Raw genomic sequence first — 18,500 nt, 5'->3', positions numbered from 1 at the left:
AATGGTCGGTGAAAATATTCGTGGAAACTCAAAAATATATGCGGTAACAAAAAGGTTATTAGAAAACCAGGGAGACAGACCAAATGCCAATATTTATATTTGTGAAGATGAAAAAAATGTCAAATACATTTTAAAACACTTTTACAGCAAAACACCCGTATCATTTATAGGATATAGCAAACACAACCATTATGGACGCAGAAGAGATGGAAGTCACAGAGTTTTTAATGAAATTCAGAAAAAAAACAGCCAATATCCATTTTTACTAAAACATATTGAGCGAATAAAACATAAAAATAAATGGCTAATAATTTTAGAATACATTGAAGGAAGTACTTTATCTGAATTTGTTAAAATAAATCATTCCAAAGATTTCAATAAAGTAAACAATGCCATTGAACAATTCGGTCTGGAACTAAAAAATTGGCATTCATCAGAATTTGCGCATGGTGATCCACACTTAGATAATGTAATGATATCTGACAAAAATGATGACAATTATATCATTAAATTAATTGATTACGGGCAGTTACATCATCCAGATTTTCACTACTGCAAAAAAGTAAACTGCTACAAAGACAAGAATAAAAGAATAAATGAAGATCTCAAAAACACAAACAATAAGTTAGGAAATGGTTTTTTAAAAGGCTTGATAGATTTGGAAAACGCCCTTAATATTCCAAATCAATTATCATCGATTTTTAAAAAAGCATATTACTGACCTCTTCATTTGAATCAACTTTTATCGTACAAAACACAAACTTGTTACTTATCTTAATTATAAGTAATTTCGCCTTTTTAAAACAAACAATAAATAATGAGCATCGAAAGAGAATTAAACAAACGCAGCGGATCTAAATGCGAGCTTTGCGGAGCGGAGGAAAACCTAAAAGTATACCAGGTACTGCCAACTCAAAAAGGCGGAATTGATGAAGCTATATTTGCCTGCAATACCTGTATAGACCAAATTGAAAATCCGGATAATGTTGATTTAAACCACTGGAGATGTCTTAATGACAGTATGTGGAATGAAAACGTTGCCGTACAGGTTGTAGCCTGGAGAATGTTAAGCCGTATGCGTGCTGCAGGTTGGCCACAGGAATTACTGGATATGATGTATTTAGACGAAGATACGCTGGCATGGGCCAGCGCCACTGGCGAAGGTGAAGACGACGAAAATAAAATCGTTCATCGTGACAGTAACGGTGTAATTTTAGAACACGGAGATTCAGTAGTTTTAATTAAAGATCTTAAAGTAAAAGGATCGAGCATGGTGGCCAAACAAGGAACTGCTGTACGTAACATCCGTTTAGACCATGAAAACGCCGAATACATTGAAGGAAAAGTTGACGGTCAGCAAATCGTGATTATTACCCAATACGTGAAGAAAATATAGTTTTTTTTGAGGTTCTAAGCTGCTGAGTCGTTAAGGTACTAAGTTTTTTACTTTTACTCTCAAAGCCACAACTGAAACTTGAAACCTTAAACAAATATAATTTTAGGAACAGAGGTTCAGAGTTACAAAGGGACAAAGCTCTTTTGAGGTACTAAGGTTCTAAGATGCTGAGTTGCTAAGTTTTTTTAGCTTTTACTCTCAAAGCCATAACTTGAAACTTGAAACTTGAAACAAAAATAACCTGAAACCTGAAAACAAAAAAAAAGGCTATTCAAAATCTGAATAGCCTTTTTTAGTGATTTACAATTAAACCTATTTTTGGAATAATTTATTGATCTGATCTTTTACAAATGGCTCAGAAACACTGCTTGTTGCAGCAGCAGCCTCTTTTGAAGAAACCATGAACTGAACCGTAGCTTTTTCCGGAACAACACTTCCTGTGTAGTGCAACCAGATATAGTTATTCGGTAATTCTAATTTAATATCATACAAAGGGCTTGCCGTGAAACCATTCATGATAATGTTGTAAAGACTCGCGTAATCATTGTTAACATTCTTAAATGTAAATTTTCTTAGACTTGATGATTCATCATCGTTTTGTATACTGGTATAATACACCGTATACTCATCTCCAATTTTCTGAATGTAATTGTTATTTACTTTTCCTAATTTTTCAACCGGTACAGTTTCAATAACTTTAATTTGTGCAAAAGACACAACACTAAACAACAAAATAGCAATCGTAATAATTCTTTTCATAATTAATTTGGGGTTTATTATTTACGGGCACAAGAAACGCAGAAAATATGATAAATTAAAGCCTTCGTCCTTATTTTTTATTCCCCTGTAATCTCCCTTAACAAGACATCTTTAAAGAACAATAAAACCACAAATCAAAACACTGAAAAACAGCTAATTAAAAACTAAAACACCTCAAAAACAGGATTAAAAACACTCAAAGTCCTTATTGATTTACGGTAATTTCAGACTCAAAACTTCATTTAAATTCTGAACTCTTACAAAGATTCCCATAAAAAACATCTGCCAAAAAAGATAGAGCCGGAAAGATTACCTCTCCTCCTCTTTCTTGACCACTTTGCGGGCAACTTCAATTTTGAATTTCTTGCCCTTCATTTTTTCGTCTTTAATATTTTTAAGCAAATCTTTTACCTTATTGTATTTAACAGCAGCAAACGATACAAAATCCTTTACTTCAATAAGCCCCAAATCTCCTTTTTCAAGTTTTCCTTTTTGAGAAAAGAAACCAACAATATCTATTTTATTCAATTTGGTTTTCTTTCCGCCGCTAATATAAATGGTTTGAAATTGAGGTGGTTTTGGCAAAACTGTAGTGCTGGCAACCTCTAAAACCTCCATTCCGTAATCAATATAATCCAGTTGCTTTTCACTTTCGTGAACAATAATATAGGCTGTTCCTGAAGCCTGCATACGTGCCGTACGACCATTTCGGTGCGTGAATTCATCTTCTTTTAAAGGTAAATGATAATGAATAACGTGTTTCATTTCCGGAATATCCAATCCACGTGCGGCCAAATCGGTAGTAATCAGATAACTCATACTTCCGTTTCTAAACTGAATCAGTGCACGCTCACGTTCCTCCTGATCCATTCCGCCATGATAATAGGTAGCATAAATTCCTTTTTCGTTTAAAGTATCACTAATGCGTTCTGCTGCATCACGATGATTACAGAAAATAATAGCGGACTGTGATTTCAATGAACAGATCAAATTGAACAAACTGTCCAGTTTATCCTTAGCGGGTGAAACCACCATTTTCATCGAAAGATTTGTTTTTTCTTCCTCTTCCGGAATAAAATCCAAAACAGTTGGATTGACTACTCTGGTATATCTTGGAATCTCAATATCAGAAGTCGCTGAAACCAAAACACGTTTGTTCAGTTTCGTTAACTTTCCAATAATATATGACATTTGCTCATGAAAACCAAGCTGCAAAGACTTATCAAACTCATCCAGAACCAAAGTCTGAATTTTATCGGTGCGGAAAGTATCCCGGTCAATATGATCGGCAATTCTACCCGGAGTTCCAATCAAAACTGCCGGAGGATTGCTTAAATTTTTAATCTCAGTATCAATAGAGTGACCTCCGTAGCAAATATTTACTTTATAGGAAGTCCCCATTTTCTTCCAAACCTGCTCAATCTGCAAACCTAATTCACGGGAAGGCACTAAAATTAAACATTGAACCGAAAGAATTTCAGGCTGTAACAACTCTAAAATAGGCAGTAAAAAAGCTAGTGTTTTTCCTGATCCTGTTGGAGAAAGCAGTAAAACATTATTATCGTTCAAAATAGCATCCTGCGCTACCTCTTGCATTTCATTTAGACTCTCAATTCCTAAATTCGAAAGTATATTGTTGGAATGGTGTTTTTTATTCATTTTGCAAAAGTAGTCAAAATACTTTTTTGTTTCAGGTTTTGTTTGTTTCGGGTTTCAGATCTCAACTATTTGACAATTTAACCGCAAAGTACGTTAAGATTTTTTTAATTTAGAAAGCGTTGACAAGGGCAATGAACGCAAAGCTTTGCGTTCATTGCCCTTGTATAAACCATGCTTTACAAAACTTAGCGTACTTTGCGGTTAAAAAAATTAATCCATTACTGTTCTATTTCCTTTAAGATCAACTTAAAATCTTCAATTTCAGTTGCGGTTAATGGTTTTAGCGGGCTTCTTAAAAAACCACCCTCTATTCCCTGAATTTCCAAACCTGCCTTGATTGCTCGTGGCAAACCTTTGTTAACGATAAACTTTAAAAGATTCAATTGTTTGTAAAATACTTTTTGCGCAGCCTCTAAATCATTGTTCTCAATCGCATGATACAAATCCAGATTCAATTTCGGAATTAAATTGGGCGCAGCCGTACACCAGCCTGTAGCTCCTGCAGAAAATGCAGCCAATGCCAACGGATTTGAGCCGTTAAAAAAAGCAACATCATCGCCCAATTCCCGCTTTAAATAATGCATTCTCTGAACATCTCCGGTACTTTCTTTTATCATCGTGACATTAGCAATCTCAAGAAGTCTTTTTAATAAAGCGGGCGACATATCTACTCCCCCCGTTGCAGGGTTATTGTAAGCCATTATCGGAATCGAAATTTGCTTCGCTACTGCATCAAAATGCTGAACAATTTCATCATCTGTAAGCTTCCAGTAACTCATCGGGATAATCATTACGGCAGCGGCACCTGATTTTTCGGCAAATTTAGCATGATAAATGGTTTTCTCTGTCGTCAGGTTTGATACGCCAACCAAAACCGGAACTCTGCCACTAACCTGTTCGATTGTTGCCACAGTAATAGCTTCTTTTTCCTCATCTGACAAATAAGGCATAACTCCGGTACTTCCAAGCGGGGCGACAGCGTGACAACCGGAAACAATTAAACGTTCCAGTAGTTTTTTATATAAAGCAATATCTACTTTTTCATTTTGATCAAATGGAGTAATCGGATAAGCAATAATGCCCTTGAATAGATTGTTTTTCATGTTTTTCAATTGTTTTAAATTAAAGATCCCTGCCTTCTTCTTCTCTTAATGCCACACCTAAATTCTGAAGCTGCGGTGCATTCTCGCAAGCAATATATTTCGCCGATGCTTCACTGCTTAAATTTTGATGCCTGTGCCAAGCCCAACTCGGAATGTAAACAGCATCGCCTGCTTTCCACTCTACTTTTATATCCTCAATCTCGGTATACCCATGCCCTTCAATTACATAAATAACGGTTTCATACGTATGACGATGTCTGTTTGTCAATTGATCCGGTAATAAACCGCCAATGGTCATACTCACGTTTTTACTTGGAAGATCTACAAAGAAAACCGGATGTTTTCGCTCGGTAGAAAATTGATTGTGAACTCCGGCTTGCTCTACATTTTTGTGAATTAATTTTTCAGGCATCACAAAAGTGGGTCTGGCAAAAGTTTCGTGAAAATCTTTTGAAGAAAATTGTTTTTTAGTTTCCATAACTTTAATAATTATTGTGTTTTGCATTATTGCTCCACAAAATTATCTTAACTTTGGACTACTCAACTGATACAGTTTTAACATAAACAAATAGTCCAGATGTTACGACCTTGGCAATTAGAAATTCAACTCAACACAAATGATGCAAAAGCCATTTATCTACAAATCGCTGATGCAATCATCGAAGCCATTCAAACCGGAATGCTCAACAGCGGTAATGCACTGCCCGGCAGCCGGCAGCTTGCAGGCTTGCTAAAAGTGAACCGAAATACTGTTATTGAAGCTTTAGACGTCTTAATTGCCGAAGGCTGGCTCATTACATTGGAAAGGAAAGGAACTTTCGTAGCCGATATTCTGCCATTGGCTTCCAAAAACATCGATCAAAAGCAAAAACCAAATTATACTGAGGAACAAAAACAGCCTCTTATTGTTTTTGATGATGGAATCCCCGATAGTCGAATTGCACCAATGAACGAACTCGCCAGAGCTTACCGACAGATTTTTAATCGCAAATCGCGTTGGCAGATCATGGGATACAGTACCGAGTACGGAAATCTGGAATTTCGAAAAGCCATTGTGCAGATGCTCAATTTTAAAAGAGGAATGAATGTCACTCCGGACCAAATTTGCATCACACGTGGAAGCCAGATGGCAATGTACCTAACCTCCAACTGTTTACTATCAAAAGACGATTACGTAATGGTCGAAAACCCGGGGTATCAGGCCGCTTGGGAAACATTTCAAAGCAGTGGAGCTAAATTACTGCCAATAAATGTCGACAAAGACGGCTTGCTGATTGATGAGGTCGAAGCTTATCTGACAAAATTCAACAACATAAAAGCCATATACGTAACACCGCATCATCAATTTCCAACTACGGTTACCCTGAGTCTCAAACGAAGATTAAAACTCATCCAATTGTCCAATCAATACGGTTTTACCATTATCGAAGACGATTACGATCATGAATTTCATTTCGGACAAAGACCTATTCTTCCTATTTCAAGTTACAGCAATGCCAAAAACACGGTTTATATTGGAACACTGAGCAAAATTGTTGCACCTGCCTTACGAATCGGATATTTGGTAAGTGATCGTGAAACCATTTTAAAAGTGGGTAAACACCGAAAAATAATTGATGTACAAGGTGACAACATTATGGAAGAAGCCGTTTTACAGCTCATAAACGAAGGCGAGATTAAAAGACATCTCAAACGAACAACCCTTATTTACAAAGCAAAACGCGACTATTTTGAAACGATTTGCAACAAATACCTCAAAGACAAAACCACTTTTACCAAACCCGAAGGAGGCCTGGCATTTTGGATAGTTCCTAACTCGCCAGTTGATATTTCTCAAATTGCGGACAAACTACTCTTAAAAGGGATCAAAATAATAACACCCGAGAAATTCAGTTTTAACAAACCTGTGCAAGGATTTAGGCTTGGTTATGCCTCATTAACCGAGAAACAAATCGAAGACGGAATCGTCGAGCTTGCTAAGCTGTTGTGAGTTTTGTTTGTTTCAGGTTTCAGGTTTCGAATGAAGGTAAAAGATTAACCGCAAAGAACGCTAAGTTTTTTACTATCTGGGATTTTATAAAAACGCTAAGTTACCAAAGCTTTGTGATAGACTTTGCGAACTTTGCGTAAACCTTTGCGTCTTTGCGGTAAAGTCTGCGCAAAGTTTAATCACATTTCTATATGAAACCTGAAACTTGAAACCTGAAACTCGAAACAAAAAACCTATATTTGATTCTTGCTAACAAAACCAAAACCATGAAACTTTTTACATTTCTCTTTTCACTTTTCACTCTAACCCTTTTCGCTCAAAACAATAAAAAATACGAAACTTTCTTTGAAAAAGGAAATGGAAATCAGTCCGCTTCGTATCAGGAAACAATTCAGTATTACCAACTTTTAGCACGTGATTTTGCGACGATTCAAATTAAAGAAATGGGGCTAACTGATTCCGGTGAGCCATTACACATGATCACTTACAATCCTGACAAAGAGTTTGATTTTGAGAAAATTCAAAAGAACAAAGCAGTGCTTTTCATCAATAATGGCATTCATGCCGGAGAACCTGACGGAATCGATGCCACCATGCAATTCTACAGAGATCTGGCAACAGGAAAGATAAAAGCTCCTAAAAACACTGTTTTGGTTACGATTCCGGTTTACAATATTGGCGGCGCTTTGAACCGAAATTCGACCACAAGAGCCAATCAGGATGGTCCTGAAATTTATGGTTTCAGAGGAAATGCCCGCAACTACGACCTCAATCGTGATTTGATGAAATCTGATACGCGAAACACCAAGAGCTTTGTAGAAATTTTTCAGAAAATAAATCCCGACGTTTTTATTGACAATCACGTGAGTAACGGTTCTGATTATCAATACAAATTAACCTATATCATGACACAGCACAACAAACTGGGAACCGTGTTGGGTGATTTTATGAATAGCGAAATGATGCCGGCTCTGGTCAAAGATCTACAACAAAAGAAAATTGAAACAACACCATACGTAGATTCATTTAAAGATACTCCCGACAAAGGTTTTGGTCAGTTTGTCGATAGTCCACGATATACAACGGGTTATACTTCACTATTCAACACCATTGGTTTTGTCGTTGAAACACACATGCTGAAAAAATATGCCGAACGTGTAAAAATGACTTACGAATACACCAAATCGACTTTAGATTATACCGATGCCAATTACCAAAAAATCAAGGAACTCCGGGTAAAAAATCTGGAACAATATCAAGCTAAGAAAAACTATACTCTAAAATGGGAGCTGGACAGTACAAAAGCCACCACCTTTTCGTTCTTGGGTTATGAAGCAGCTTACAAAAAAAGCGAGGCAACAACCGGAGATCGCTTGTACTACGATCGAAGCAAACCGTATAAAAAAGAGGTTCCTTATATCAAAGAATTCAAATCAGTAAAAGAGGTTGTTATACCTTCTGCTTATATCATTCCGCGTGGTTACTGGAACATTATTGACCTTTTAAAGAACAATAATATTTCGTTTACCCAACTCAAAAACGACACCATCATTGATGTGGAAAGCTACAAAATTGCCGATTTTAAAACCGTTCCATCCGCTTACGAAGGGCACTATTTACACCGAAATACAACGGTAACTTCTAAAATCGTTAAAATGGCTTTCGCCAAAGGAGATTACATCATTCCAACCAATCAAAAAGGTGTAAAATATATCCTGGAAGCCTTTGAACCCGAAGGAGTTGATTCGTTTTTTAATTGGAATTTCTTTGATACTATTTTACAACAAAAAGAACACTATTCCAGTTATATTTTTGAAGATACCGCTGCTAAACTCCTAAAAGAAAACACAACTTTAAAAGCCGAACTGGAAAACAAAAAACAAACTGATCCGGAATTTGCTAAAAATCCGGAGGCACAGTTAGACTGGATTTATAAACATTCTGCCTATTATGAAAAGGCGCATTTGCAGTATCCTGTTTATCGAATACTGTGATATTTAACCGCAAAGAACCCTAAGTTTTTTCTATGAGTTGAGAAAACGTTAAGATCGCAAAGCTTTGAGTTCACGCTAACAAAAACATAGAATCAAAAGCACTAAAAAAGCCTAATAAACATACATTTATTAGGCTTTTTAAAATTATGGAAGGGTAAAACTTATTTATCCTTCACTATTTCCTCCAAAATTACGCTTTCTCATTTTCAACCCAAACCAAACGTCCGCAAGGCCTTTTATTTGCTTCATAAATCTAAATCAACTTGTCTAATGGATTAAAATTGAAACCATACTTAAAATCTAAATATCAGCGACTAAAATTAAGGAGATGCTCCAAATTTTTATATTTCGCTCCGCTGGAGCTTTTGATACCTGGAAACTACATTAGCTAAAAACATTTTTCTCCTCTGGTGCAATTCCTCAAAAAAAAAAACGGGACTGAAAGCCCAAAAAGCAACAGCACAGTGCAACGCACTGCAAACGGAATAAAAAATAGATTCCGCCCTGAAAAGGCAAAAGCAAACAAAAACAAAGTATATCCTTAGAGAGAATAACTCGCCTTATACGAAAACACTACACAAAACTTCGGAAATATATTCTCGTTGAGACGAGACTTTCGCTACTGTAGAACTTAATACTATTTACACTTCATTTATCCCCTTTTACACCACATTATTGCTAAGATTCTCCTAAAAAAAGAGGTTTTAAACATCGATGATTGGTCCTGATTAATCAAAAAACATTCAGATTATCAAACTGTTCATTTATATTTGTTAAAACTATAACCATACCATTAAACCAATTTAAACCAAAAACCATAATGAATACCTCTTTTTATCTCGAGGGCTTTCAAAAAGCCGCCGACCGTCTCGATCAAAAAACATTAGACGAAAAATCAATCGAAGTTGCAGTTGGCCTATACTTAGACTCCGTATTCCTAAAACTGTACAAAAGATCATGGTCAACCAATCCACAGGAAGCACTGACAGCCGAATCACGAATTTTCTTTTCAATTTGGGTTAATGACTCTGGTATCGAAAAACAAAGAATGATGTACAACATCCACGCTTTAAAGCTTAGAAAATTTAAAGTTTATACTATCGAGAGTCGAAAATTTGCCGAAGTCTTTAGAAAATCGTTTAAAAAGTACGAAGAAATCTGGCCAAATGTAACTACAAATCATGGCCCGTTAACCCTAATGGAAGGCTGGGTAACATTAAATTCCGAGAACTTTCAGGAAGAGATTACAGAACTCACTCATAAATTCTTAAAAATTGAGTACCTAATCGACGACGCTTTCTATCAGTTTGAATAATCGATAATTATCAAAATTCTGCTCGTGAACGCATTTATTTCAAAGTTTAAAACCCTAAAAAAAGAACGGCTTCACGAGCAAAAATTCAAATTTCAACTTTTACTTTTGTAATAGCTAAACCTTTTACTGGCTATTTTCGTCTTTAATACCTTTTAGTAAAGCATAAATTGCCATTGCATGACCTTGCCCTAATTCAAAATCTGCTTTAAGCCAGTTTACAATATCTCCGGCTTTTACTTCAGGCTTGAGTTTTCCTTCCTGAGTAAATGCTTTTTGTTCTGCCAAAGCCCTAAATTCGGCCGGACCATTGCCCGTTTTTTCTCTGATTGTTTTTAAATACGCTTGAAATGACATAAAAGTTCGTTTAATTGATTCATCGACAAACGAAAATACAATTAAAATCAAAACATTACCAAGATTATTCTTAGCTTTTACTGTAAAAACAACTATAAGTAGCGAATAGAACTCTACCAGTGAAGTGGCTCGCATAATCCTACAGCATCTCAATAAGAGAACGTATAGGCTGTGGTGCCCTCCCCTCTTATCAGGATGATGGCACGCCTAATTAAAAGGGGTAAAAAATTATCAGGAAATGATGAGGTAGTATTTTTTCCCTTACTCTACTTTAATTTCACTTTCCTCTTCAAATAACAGCTTAATGTTTTCGTAAGAGTTTTTCAAAGCTTCTTTTATTTGTTCCGGATTTAACCACGCCACTTTTTCGATACCTTCTTCAGCCTGACCATGAGGAATCCCTTCAAAGTCTGTATGCATTTCAAACCAATGTGTGATTTTGAGTTTGTATTTTCCGTTACGCTTAAAAACATGATACGTTTTTTGAAGTTTATTGGTAATACGGAGCTGGCTCACGCCTGTTTCTTCTTCCACCTCACGAATAGCCGTAGCCTCGATTTCTTCCCCCTTCTCGATTCCGCCCTTAGGCAAATCCCACTTTCCATTTCTGAAGATAAATAAAACCTCGCCTCTTTTATTGTACACAAAACCTCCCCCAGCTTTACTTACAGGAATTTTTGCCTTTAAGGTCTTCATAATCTCCTTTTCGTCAGGATGATACAAATAAGCTTTTTGAATTTTATTTTGAAAGATTTTCACTATAAGCTGCTCGATATCAATACTCTCTAACAAGAATAATTGAAAATTAGTCTCTCTCGAGATTTCATTTGTCAAAAAAAGTGGTTTGTCGTTCACAAAAACTTTATACATTTGTACTATGATTTTTAATAAAGATACTGCCGAAAAAACAGCCGAATTGCTTTTGCAAATAAATGCAATTAAATTGAATCCCGAAAATCCTTTTACATGGGCTTCAGGTTGGAAATCTCCTATTTATTGTGATAATAGGTTAATTCTTTCATTTCCAAGCATCCGAAACTACGTTCGTGATGAATTTGCGAAAAATATAGAAAAACAATTTGGAAAACCGGATGTCATTGCCGGAGTTGCTACCGGAGCAATTGGAGTTGGAATTCTTGTGGCCGAAAGCCTTGGATTACCTTTCGTATATGTGCGTCCTGAAGCTAAAAAACACGGAAGACAAAATCAGGTAGAAGGTTTTTTACAAAAAGGTCAAAATGTTGTTGTAGTAGAAGATTTAATCAGTACCGGTAACAGTAGTTTGATGGCTGTGGAAGCTTTACGCAACGAAGGAGCTAATATTAAAGGAATGGCCGCCATTTTTACCTATGGTTTTAATGTTGCCGAAGAAAACTTTAAAAATGCCAATATCGATTTGTATACCTTAAGTAATTACGAAAACTTACTGGATTTGGCGGTTCAAAAACAATACATCAGCGAAGAACAACAGTCTACCCTGCAAGAATGGAACGTGAGTCCATCAACCTGGGGACAGGAGGCGGAGTAATTGCAGATTGCAGATTTTAGATTGCAGATTTTTTAAAAAATTGCTTCGCTCTTTTTGAAATTTGGAATTAAAAAATTGGAACTTATTAAAAAATCCAGCTTTGCGAACCTTGCGTTTGTAAACACAAAGAAAATCAAAATCCCTAGCGCCCTTTGCGGTTAAATAAAAATTAAAAAAATAAATTAATATATGAACTTAGAAAGTCCAAAAGTTACCGTTCAGAAATCAGCTCAGGATTTATTTGACTTATTGACTGACGTAAAGAATTTCGAAAAATTAATGCCGGATAATATTGCTAAATTTGAAGTAATTGGCGAAGACGCTTTTATTTTTGGATTGAAAGGCATGCCGGAAATAAAACTTAAAATGAAAGACAAAACCGCGCCAAGCAAAATTGTTCTAGGAGCTGCGAGCGATAAACTTCCATTTACCTTAACTTCAAATATCGATAGCGTTTCTGGTTCAGAAAGTGCCGTTCAATTGTTTTTTGAAGGCGAATTCAATGCTATGATGGCTATGATGATCAAAGGCCCAATCAGCAAATTCATCGAAACTTTAGCAAACAATATGACTAAACTTTAATAATGATTAATTATTAATTGTGAATTATAAATGAAAGCCTGATTTAACGATCAGGCTTTTTTATTTTTTCTTTCCTAAAAAACCTCCAAACCTTTGCACCTTTGAACCTCTAAAAAAAAACTTAGAACCTTAGCAACTCAGAACCTCAGAACCTTCTAATAAAGCATCTGAATCTCCTTAATATCAAACTCTGAAACGGAATCATCTTCCAACAGAATTTGAATCCTGCCTACAGGTGATACTCCCTGAATGATTCCCATAAAGTTTTGATTCTCGAGGTTTTTAAATGGCATTGGAACACCTTTTCGGAACAATGAATTAAAATAAACAGACCATAAATGTTTAGAATTAACTTCCCATGCTCCTATCATCTCTTTCATTTTCCCGACAATCAAATAAGGTAAAAGTTCTTTCTCAAAACTACTGCCCGAAATCACTGCCAATGAAGAAGCATTTGGAAGTTCATCAAAATTAGTCTGATTGACATTTAACCCCAATCCAACAACTGACACAATCCTGCCATCACTTTTGAGGGTATTTTCAATAAGTATGCCACCAATTTTCTTATTGTATGACATAATGTCGTTTGGCCATTTTATACTTAAATCAGGAATATTTAGAGATTTTAGCACCTCAATTACACTTAAAGACACTATAAGGCTAAGGTTAAAAACATGCTCATTATTAAAGACAAAATCTCTCACCAAAACACTCATAATTAAGTTTTTACCCACCTCAGATTGCCACTTAGCCCCCATCTGCCCCCTGCCTTTTGTCTGATTTTCAGCCGTTACTACAGTAAAATTTTCCAGTTCATCCTGACTTGACAATGATTTAAGGAAATCGTTTGTAGAATCTATGGCATCGAGTTTGATTAGTTTCATTTAAGTAATTTAAATAACTTAATTTAATATTTTGTTAAGGTTCAAAAATAATCACAAAATTTGGTAACTTTACAAATTCATATAAAATAATTCATGGCGAAAAAGACTGTTAATAATGATGTTCTATTGGCGAACATAATCAAAGGGATTGAAGAAGTAAAAGGAAATGATATCGATATTCTTGACTTAAGAGAAATAGACACTGCAGTTTGTGACTATTTTGTCATTTGCAACGGAAGTTCAAATACCCAAGTTAATGCCATTGTAAATTCAATTCAAAAAACTGTATCAAAAGATTTAAAGGATAAACCCTGGCATGTAGAAGGAACCGATAATGCGGAATGGGTTCTTATGGACTATGTACACATTGTAGTGCATGTTTTCCAAAAACACATTCGAGAATATTACAACATCGAAAGCCTTTGGGGTGATGCCAAAATAACTACAATCGAAAACAAATACTAAAGAAAATTTCTTCTAATGGCTAAAGATAATAATCCAAATCCGAGTAAATTTAAAATAAGTCCCTGGTTAATATATACTGCAATACTTCTGGTTTTTTTATTTATAAGTTTTGCAACCGGTGGATCAAACTTAAGCGAACCTGCTCAATTAACTTCTTCTAAATTCAACACTTTATTAGAAAAAGGGCAAATTGAAAAAGTAATCGTTTATAACAAAGCTGAAGCTGAAGTATATTTAAACGCTGCGGCTCTTAAAGACGCGGCTAATAAAAAAGTAGCTAAAGATATTTTTGACAGACCTAATAAAGGCCCTCATTATACTTTAGAAATTGGTAACGATCAAATCTTCCAGACAAAGCTTGAAAAAGCAGTTGGCGAAGGCAAACTGAAAGATTTTAATTTCTTACAGAAAAACAACTGGAGCGACATTTTAATCAGTCTGCTACCAATCATTATTATTATTGGTGTGTGGATTTTCATTATGCGTAAAATGTCAGGTGGTGCCGGTGGCGGTGGCGGACAAATTTTCAACATTGGAAAATCGAAAGCTAAGTTGTTTGATGAGAAAACCGACATTAAAACTACATTCAAAGATGTAGCTGGTTTAGAAGGCGCAAAAGAAGAAATACAAGAAATTGTAGAATTCTTAAAAAACCCTGAAAAATACACTAATCTTGGAGGTAAAATCCCAAAAGGAGCCTTATTAGTAGGTCCTCCGGGAACAGGTAAAACATTATTAGCAAAAGCAGTTGCAGGTGAAGCTCAGGTTCCGTTCTTCTCTTTATCAGGATCTGATTTCGTTGAAATGTTCGTAGGTGTTGGTGCTTCACGTGTACGTGATTTATTCAAACAAGCCAAAGAAAAATCTCCTGCTATTATCTTTATCGACGAAATTGATGCTGTTGGTAGAGCAAGAGGAAAAAGTAATATGTCAGGCGGAAATGACGAAAGAGAAAACACATTGAACCAATTACTAACAGAAATGGACGGTTTTGGTACCAACTCTAACGTAATTGTTCTGGCTGCAACCAACAGAGCCGATGTACTTGACAAAGCTTTAATGCGTGCAGGACGTTTCGACAGACAAATCTTTGTTGACTTACCGGACATTCGTGAAAGAGCAGAAATTTTCGCAGTTCACTTAGCACCTATCAAAAAAGTAGAAGGTCTTGATCTTGATTTCTTAGCCAAACAAACTCCTGGTTTCTCTGGTGCCGATATTGCTAATGTTTGTAACGAAGCTGCCCTGATTGCTGCCCGTAACAACAAAACCGCTGTAGACAAACAAGATTTCCTTGATGCTGTAGACAGAATCATTGGCGGACTTGAAAAGAAAAACAAAATCATTACACCGGAAGAAAAAAGAGCTATCGCTATTCACGAAGCTGGTCACGCGACTGTAAGCTGGATGTTAGAGCATGCTGCACCGCTAATCAAAGTAACGATTGTTCCTCGCGGACAAAGTTTAGGAGCAGCCTGGTACTTACCGGAAGAAAGACAAATCGTCAGAACCGATCAAATGTTAGACGAAATGTGTGCTACTATGGGCGGAAGAGCTGCTGAAAAAGTAACTTTTGACAGAATTTCTACCGGAGCATTAAGCGATTTAGAAAAAGTTACACGTCAGGCTCGTGCTATGGTAACGATCTATGGATTGAATGATAAAATTGGAAATGTTACGTATTACGATTCAAGCGGTCAAAGCGAATACAATTTTTCAAAACCATATTCTGACGAAACTGCAAAAATCATTGACAAAGAAATCTCAGAATTAATTGAAGGTCAGTACCAACGAGCCATTGAAATTCTTGAAGAAAATAAAGACAAGCTAAATCAACTAGCTGACATATTAATTGAAAAAGAAGTTATTTTTAAAGATGACTTAGAAGCTATCTTCGGAAAACGCACTTTTGATAAAAATTTAGAAGAAGTGGTTTCATAGATAATTCAGTAAATATGTAATATTTTTTAAAATCTTAATTCAAAACACCCTTTTGAATTAAGATTTTTTTTATCTTTGAACGTTTTCAATTAACATGTAAAGTATTTCATATAAAATGAATTTTTTCAAAAAAATATTTGGTTCCAGCGAGCCAGCTTCTGATGAAGAACATGAAAGTGAATACGGGGCAAACCAAGCTCCTGACAGTCATTTATCTATCGATGAAAGATTCATTTTTAATTTCAAAAAAAATGGAGGTAAGTTCTTGTATTGCGAAAACAAACAGGAGGTTGCTGAACAATTTGAAAACATTTTAGAAGAAAACGACTGGTTCGAAAACGAAGTTTTGTGTTATGAACCTGCTCTTTTTAGTTTGCTTGAAGAAAATAAACTGCTTTATCTTTCGCCAAGGAATCCAAAATTTTTACTTGCCACTTGCGAGAATCTGATTGCTGACGAAGGTTCTATTTTATTCTCATCTAAACAAATCAGACAGGACAAACCAAACGAATTGCCTGCAAACATTGTTATTATTGCTACAACAAGTCAGATACTTTCCATCAAAAGCGATGGTCTAAGCGCGATCAAACGCAAGTACGAAAGAGACTACCCTACTAATATTACCACAATAAAATATTTCGAAAAAGCAAAAGAAGAAGATTTTACGCAATACGGAAGTGTTGCCAAAAACTTGTATTTATTGCTCTTAGAAGATCTTTAAGATGAACGAAACACTCAAGAGAACCATTTCTGGTGCTGTTTATATCGCTTTATTACTAACTTCTATTCTGTTTTCTACCGAAAGCTTTATTATTCTTTTTGGCATCTTTCTCATTATAGCCACTTATGAATTCTGTAATTTAGTTGGGATCAATAAAGTTTTTTCAATTTTATTTGTTTCCCTGTTTTATAGCGCAGTTGCTTTAATCAGTTTTTACAAAACTGAAACTGAAAACTATATTAGCAAAACATTTAAAGAGAATATTATAATTACTGTGGATACCGAAAAGCTTTTTTCGGCACTGCTCATCATTACCTTAATTGTATCCGTAAAATGTATTGTATTTTTATTTGATGACACACAAATCATCAGTAAAACATCCAAATACGTTTATTTACTTGGATATGTAACACTCCCTTTTCTTTTTATCACTAAAATTTCATTTGGCATCAAAGATTACAATCCAAAAATCATCATTGGATTGTTCGTTTTAATCTGGACCAATGACACCTTTGCCTATTTAGTCGGAAAATCAATGGGAAAACATAAATTGTTTGAACGTATTTCACCTAAAAAAACAATTGAAGGTTTCCTTGGCGGAGTAGTTTTTGCTGCCTTTGCCGGATTTTTAATCTCAAAACTATACATACAGCCAAAAGCAGATTTTAGTACTAAATCCATTCTTATCTGGATGATTATTGCTTTAATCGTTAGTATCTTCGGAACTATTGGGGATTTAATTGAATCCAAATTCAAAAGAGTTGCTGGAGTAAAAGACAGCGGTTCCATTATGCCGGGTCACGGAGGCGTATTAGATCGACTAGATAGTGTTATATTTGTAGCACCAATTATATTTTTATTTTATCAAATTTTATATTATGTTTCATAAAGAAGGAGGCCCATCCATTTTGTTAGGTACTGTTTTCGCAGTAGCTGTACTTTTAATTGCTGAAAAATTCATTGATATCAATTGGCTAAGAATAGTAGTTCAGCTAGCTGGTTTATTAGTATTAATTATCATTCTGCAATTTTTTAGAAATCCAAAAAGAATCGCAATCAGAAACAGCGATCACATTCTTGCTCCTGTAGACGGGAAAGTCGTGGTTATTGAAGAAGTTTATGAAGGAGAGTTTTTTAAAGACAAACGTCTTCAGGTATCTATTTTCATGTCACCAATTAATGTACACGTTACGCGTTACGCAATGGACGGTATTATCAAATTTAGTAAATACCACCCTGGAAAGTTTTTAGTTGCCTGGCATCCAAAAGCAAGCGAAGAAAACGAAAGAACAACGGTTGTAATCGAAAATGAAACTTTTGGACAAGTATTGTACAGACAAATTGCAGGAGCTTTGGCGCGTAGAATCGTAAATTACGCTAAAGAAGGAATGCAGGTTGTTCAGGGGACAGATGCCGGATTTATAAAATTTGGTTCAAGAGTAGATTTATTTTTACCTTTAGGTACTCCAATCAATGTAGTATTAAACCAAAAAGCCATTGGTGGAAAAACCATCATCGCTACAAAAGCTTAATGACTGAAAAAGATTTAGATACTCGTTTTTCAGAGGCCGTTGAGACCGCTTTACAAATGACTCAGGCTACACTGCCGCAAGACGTGCAGTTAAGACTTTATGCCTATTACAAACAAGCAACTTTTGGAACAGCTGTGTACAATCAATCGGATAATTTTGATTTACGAAATGCTTTCAAAACAAATGCCTGGATGCAAATAAGTCATCTTACAGCTGAGGAGGCCAAAGAAAACTATATCGCAATCATTAATTCACTAACATCAAAATAACTAACATT

Annotated in this window: 20 protein-coding genes; 13 read left to right on the top strand and 7 right to left on the bottom strand. The window is 35.5% G+C overall.

Translation table 11 applies throughout. The annotated features are described in order from the left end of the window. Position 1: 1 nt before the first annotated feature. Together C245_RS0110430 and C245_RS0110425 are read left to right on the top strand one after the other, a co-directional pair. Entirely contained in the window at positions 2-721 is a 720-nt protein-coding gene (locus tag C245_RS0110430; protein WP_017496541.1) for a lipopolysaccharide core heptose(II) kinase RfaY, read from the top strand. A 96-nt stretch (positions 722-817) separates the two neighbouring features. Beyond that, positions 818-1,396, top strand: a complete 579-nt coding sequence (locus tag C245_RS0110425; protein ID WP_017496540.1) for an alkylphosphonate utilization protein — start codon at positions 818-820, stop codon at positions 1,394-1,396. Between the two features lie 312 nt (positions 1,397-1,708). On the opposite strand, the gene C245_RS0110420 is transcribed toward C245_RS0110425, so the two are convergent. The 4 genes from C245_RS0110420 to C245_RS0110405 all read right to left on the bottom strand — a co-directional run bounded on the left by C245_RS0110420 (position 1,709) and on the right by C245_RS0110405 (position 5,395). Continuing rightward, positions 1,709-2,155: a hypothetical protein gene (locus C245_RS0110420; protein ID WP_017496539.1), complete on the bottom strand. Its 447-nt coding sequence runs from the start codon at positions 2,153-2,155 to the stop codon at positions 1,709-1,711. A 309-nt stretch (positions 2,156-2,464) separates the two neighbouring features. Next, positions 2,465-3,814 (bottom strand): DEAD/DEAH box helicase, encoded by a 1,350-nt coding sequence (locus tag C245_RS0110415; protein ID WP_017496538.1) that lies wholly within the window; start codon positions 3,812-3,814, stop codon positions 2,465-2,467. 218 nt (positions 3,815-4,032) lie between these two features. Further along, positions 4,033-4,917, bottom strand: a complete 885-nt coding sequence (locus C245_RS0110410; protein WP_017496537.1) for a dihydrodipicolinate synthase family protein — start codon at positions 4,915-4,917, stop codon at positions 4,033-4,035. Between the two features lie 19 nt (positions 4,918-4,936). Beyond that, the gene (locus C245_RS0110405; protein ID WP_230000545.1) at positions 4,937-5,395 is read right to left on the bottom strand and encodes a cupin domain-containing protein; all 459 of its coding nucleotides are present in this window, start codon (positions 5,393-5,395) and stop codon (positions 4,937-4,939) included. A gap of 99 nt (positions 5,396-5,494) precedes the next feature. Between C245_RS0110405 and C245_RS0110400 the strand changes: the two genes are divergently transcribed. From C245_RS0110400 to C245_RS0110380, 3 genes are all read left to right on the top strand, one after another. Next, a complete protein-coding gene (locus C245_RS0110400; protein WP_017496535.1) occupies positions 5,495-6,907 on the top strand; it encodes a PLP-dependent aminotransferase family protein in 1,413 nt (470 codons plus the stop codon). Positions 6,908-7,173: 266 nt separating this feature from the next. Further along, positions 7,174-8,901, top strand: coding sequence for a M14 family metallopeptidase (locus C245_RS0110395; protein ID WP_026109992.1), 1,728 nt, complete (start codon positions 7,174-7,176; stop codon positions 8,899-8,901). A gap of 820 nt (positions 8,902-9,721) precedes the next feature. Continuing rightward, positions 9,722-10,216, top strand: a complete 495-nt coding sequence (locus tag C245_RS0110380; protein ID WP_017496533.1) for a hypothetical protein — start codon at positions 9,722-9,724, stop codon at positions 10,214-10,216. 123 nt (positions 10,217-10,339) lie between these two features. On the opposite strand, the gene C245_RS0110375 is transcribed toward C245_RS0110380, so the two are convergent. Then, positions 10,340-10,570, bottom strand: coding sequence for a DUF4287 domain-containing protein (locus C245_RS0110375; RefSeq protein ID WP_026109991.1), 231 nt, complete (start codon positions 10,568-10,570; stop codon positions 10,340-10,342). 261 nt (positions 10,571-10,831) lie between these two features. Next, positions 10,832-11,440, bottom strand: coding sequence for an NUDIX hydrolase (locus tag C245_RS0110370; RefSeq protein WP_017496531.1), 609 nt, complete (start codon positions 11,438-11,440; stop codon positions 10,832-10,834). A 7-nt stretch (positions 11,441-11,447) separates the two neighbouring features. On the opposite strand from C245_RS0110370, the gene pyrE reads away from it, so the two are divergent. Together pyrE and C245_RS0110360 are read left to right on the top strand one after the other, a co-directional pair. Beyond that, on the top strand, positions 11,448-12,098 hold the full coding sequence (gene pyrE, locus C245_RS0110365; protein ID WP_017496530.1) for an orotate phosphoribosyltransferase: 651 nt from the start codon (positions 11,448-11,450) through the stop codon (positions 12,096-12,098). Between the two features lie 189 nt (positions 12,099-12,287). Beyond that, a complete protein-coding gene (locus C245_RS0110360) occupies positions 12,288-12,680 on the top strand; it encodes a hypothetical protein (protein WP_017496529.1) in 393 nt (130 codons plus the stop codon). 155 nt (positions 12,681-12,835) lie between these two features. Here C245_RS0110360 and C245_RS0110355 read toward each other — a convergent pair whose 3' ends face one another. Then, positions 12,836-13,564, bottom strand: coding sequence for a biotin--[acetyl-CoA-carboxylase] ligase (locus C245_RS0110355; RefSeq protein WP_017496528.1), 729 nt, complete (start codon positions 13,562-13,564; stop codon positions 12,836-12,838). Between the two features lie 93 nt (positions 13,565-13,657). On the opposite strand from C245_RS0110355, the gene rsfS reads away from it, so the two are divergent. The 6 genes from rsfS to C245_RS0110325 all read left to right on the top strand — a co-directional run bounded on the left by rsfS (position 13,658) and on the right by C245_RS0110325 (position 18,492). After that, complete coding sequence (gene rsfS, locus C245_RS0110350) at positions 13,658-14,029, top strand: ribosome silencing factor (protein WP_017496527.1); 372 nt, start codon at positions 13,658-13,660, stop codon at positions 14,027-14,029. A gap of 15 nt (positions 14,030-14,044) precedes the next feature. After that, complete coding sequence (gene ftsH, locus C245_RS0110345) at positions 14,045-15,970, top strand: ATP-dependent zinc metalloprotease FtsH (protein ID WP_017496526.1); 1,926 nt, start codon at positions 14,045-14,047, stop codon at positions 15,968-15,970. Between the two features lie 115 nt (positions 15,971-16,085). Then, positions 16,086-16,691, top strand: coding sequence for a lactate utilization protein B/C (locus C245_RS0110340; RefSeq protein ID WP_017496525.1), 606 nt, complete (start codon positions 16,086-16,088; stop codon positions 16,689-16,691). A 1-nt stretch (position 16,692) separates the two neighbouring features. Beyond that, positions 16,693-17,580, top strand: a complete 888-nt coding sequence (locus C245_RS0110335; protein WP_017496524.1) for a phosphatidate cytidylyltransferase — start codon at positions 16,693-16,695, stop codon at positions 17,578-17,580. After that, positions 17,570-18,223, top strand: coding sequence for a phosphatidylserine decarboxylase family protein (locus tag C245_RS0110330; protein ID WP_017496523.1), 654 nt, complete (start codon positions 17,570-17,572; stop codon positions 18,221-18,223). Before C245_RS0110335 ends, C245_RS0110330 begins: the two co-directional genes overlap by 11 nt. Then, positions 18,223-18,492, top strand: a complete 270-nt coding sequence (locus C245_RS0110325; RefSeq protein ID WP_017496522.1) for an acyl-CoA-binding protein — start codon at positions 18,223-18,225, stop codon at positions 18,490-18,492. The genes C245_RS0110330 and C245_RS0110325 overlap by 1 nt, the downstream gene beginning before the upstream one ends. The last annotated feature ends 8 nt before the right edge of the window (positions 18,493-18,500 follow it).

It is taken from the genome of Flavobacterium sp. WG21 (assembly GCF_000335775.1).
GTDB classification, from domain to species: Bacteria; Bacteroidota; Bacteroidia; order Flavobacteriales; family Flavobacteriaceae; genus Flavobacterium; species Flavobacterium tructae.
Note: the sequence above shows the minus strand (reverse complement) of the source record. Positions and strands in the feature narration are given on the sequence as shown.

Excerpts from the sequence above, each read along its gene's own strand:
- C245_RS0110430 (WP_017496541.1), top strand. The coding sequence starts at position 2 with ATGGTCGGTGAAAATATTCGTGGAAACTCAAAAATATATGCGGTAACA.
- C245_RS0110425 (WP_017496540.1), top strand. The coding sequence starts at position 818 with ATGAGCATCGAAAGAGAATTAAACAAACGCAGCGGATCTAAATGCGAG.
- C245_RS0110420 (WP_017496539.1), bottom strand. The coding sequence starts at position 2,155 with ATGAAAAGAATTATTACGATTGCTATTTTGTTGTTTAGTGTTGTGTCT.
- C245_RS0110415 (WP_017496538.1), bottom strand. The coding sequence starts at position 3,814 with ATGAATAAAAAACACCATTCCAACAATATACTTTCGAATTTAGGAATT.
- C245_RS0110410 (WP_017496537.1), bottom strand. The coding sequence starts at position 4,917 with ATGAAAAACAATCTATTCAAGGGCATTATTGCTTATCCGATTACTCCA.
- C245_RS0110405 (WP_230000545.1), bottom strand. The coding sequence starts at position 5,395 with ATGGAAACTAAAAAACAATTTTCTTCAAAAGATTTTCACGAAACTTTT.
- C245_RS0110400 (WP_017496535.1), top strand. The coding sequence starts at position 5,495 with ATGTTACGACCTTGGCAATTAGAAATTCAACTCAACACAAATGATGCA.
- C245_RS0110395 (WP_026109992.1), top strand. The coding sequence starts at position 7,174 with ATGAAACTTTTTACATTTCTCTTTTCACTTTTCACTCTAACCCTTTTC.
- C245_RS0110380 (WP_017496533.1), top strand. The coding sequence starts at position 9,722 with ATGAATACCTCTTTTTATCTCGAGGGCTTTCAAAAAGCCGCCGACCGT.
- C245_RS0110375 (WP_026109991.1), bottom strand. The coding sequence starts at position 10,570 with ATGTCATTTCAAGCGTATTTAAAAACAATCAGAGAAAAAACGGGCAAT.
- C245_RS0110370 (WP_017496531.1), bottom strand. The coding sequence starts at position 11,440 with ATGTATAAAGTTTTTGTGAACGACAAACCACTTTTTTTGACAAATGAA.
- pyrE (WP_017496530.1), top strand. The coding sequence starts at position 11,448 with ATGATTTTTAATAAAGATACTGCCGAAAAAACAGCCGAATTGCTTTTG.
- C245_RS0110360 (WP_017496529.1), top strand. The coding sequence starts at position 12,288 with ATGAACTTAGAAAGTCCAAAAGTTACCGTTCAGAAATCAGCTCAGGAT.
- C245_RS0110355 (WP_017496528.1), bottom strand. The coding sequence starts at position 13,564 with ATGAAACTAATCAAACTCGATGCCATAGATTCTACAAACGATTTCCTT.
- rsfS (WP_017496527.1), top strand. The coding sequence starts at position 13,658 with ATGGCGAAAAAGACTGTTAATAATGATGTTCTATTGGCGAACATAATC.
- ftsH (WP_017496526.1), top strand. The coding sequence starts at position 14,045 with ATGGCTAAAGATAATAATCCAAATCCGAGTAAATTTAAAATAAGTCCC.
- C245_RS0110340 (WP_017496525.1), top strand. The coding sequence starts at position 16,086 with ATGAATTTTTTCAAAAAAATATTTGGTTCCAGCGAGCCAGCTTCTGAT.
- C245_RS0110335 (WP_017496524.1), top strand. The coding sequence starts at position 16,693 with ATGAACGAAACACTCAAGAGAACCATTTCTGGTGCTGTTTATATCGCT.
- C245_RS0110330 (WP_017496523.1), top strand. The coding sequence starts at position 17,570 with ATGTTTCATAAAGAAGGAGGCCCATCCATTTTGTTAGGTACTGTTTTC.
- C245_RS0110325 (WP_017496522.1), top strand. The coding sequence starts at position 18,223 with ATGACTGAAAAAGATTTAGATACTCGTTTTTCAGAGGCCGTTGAGACC.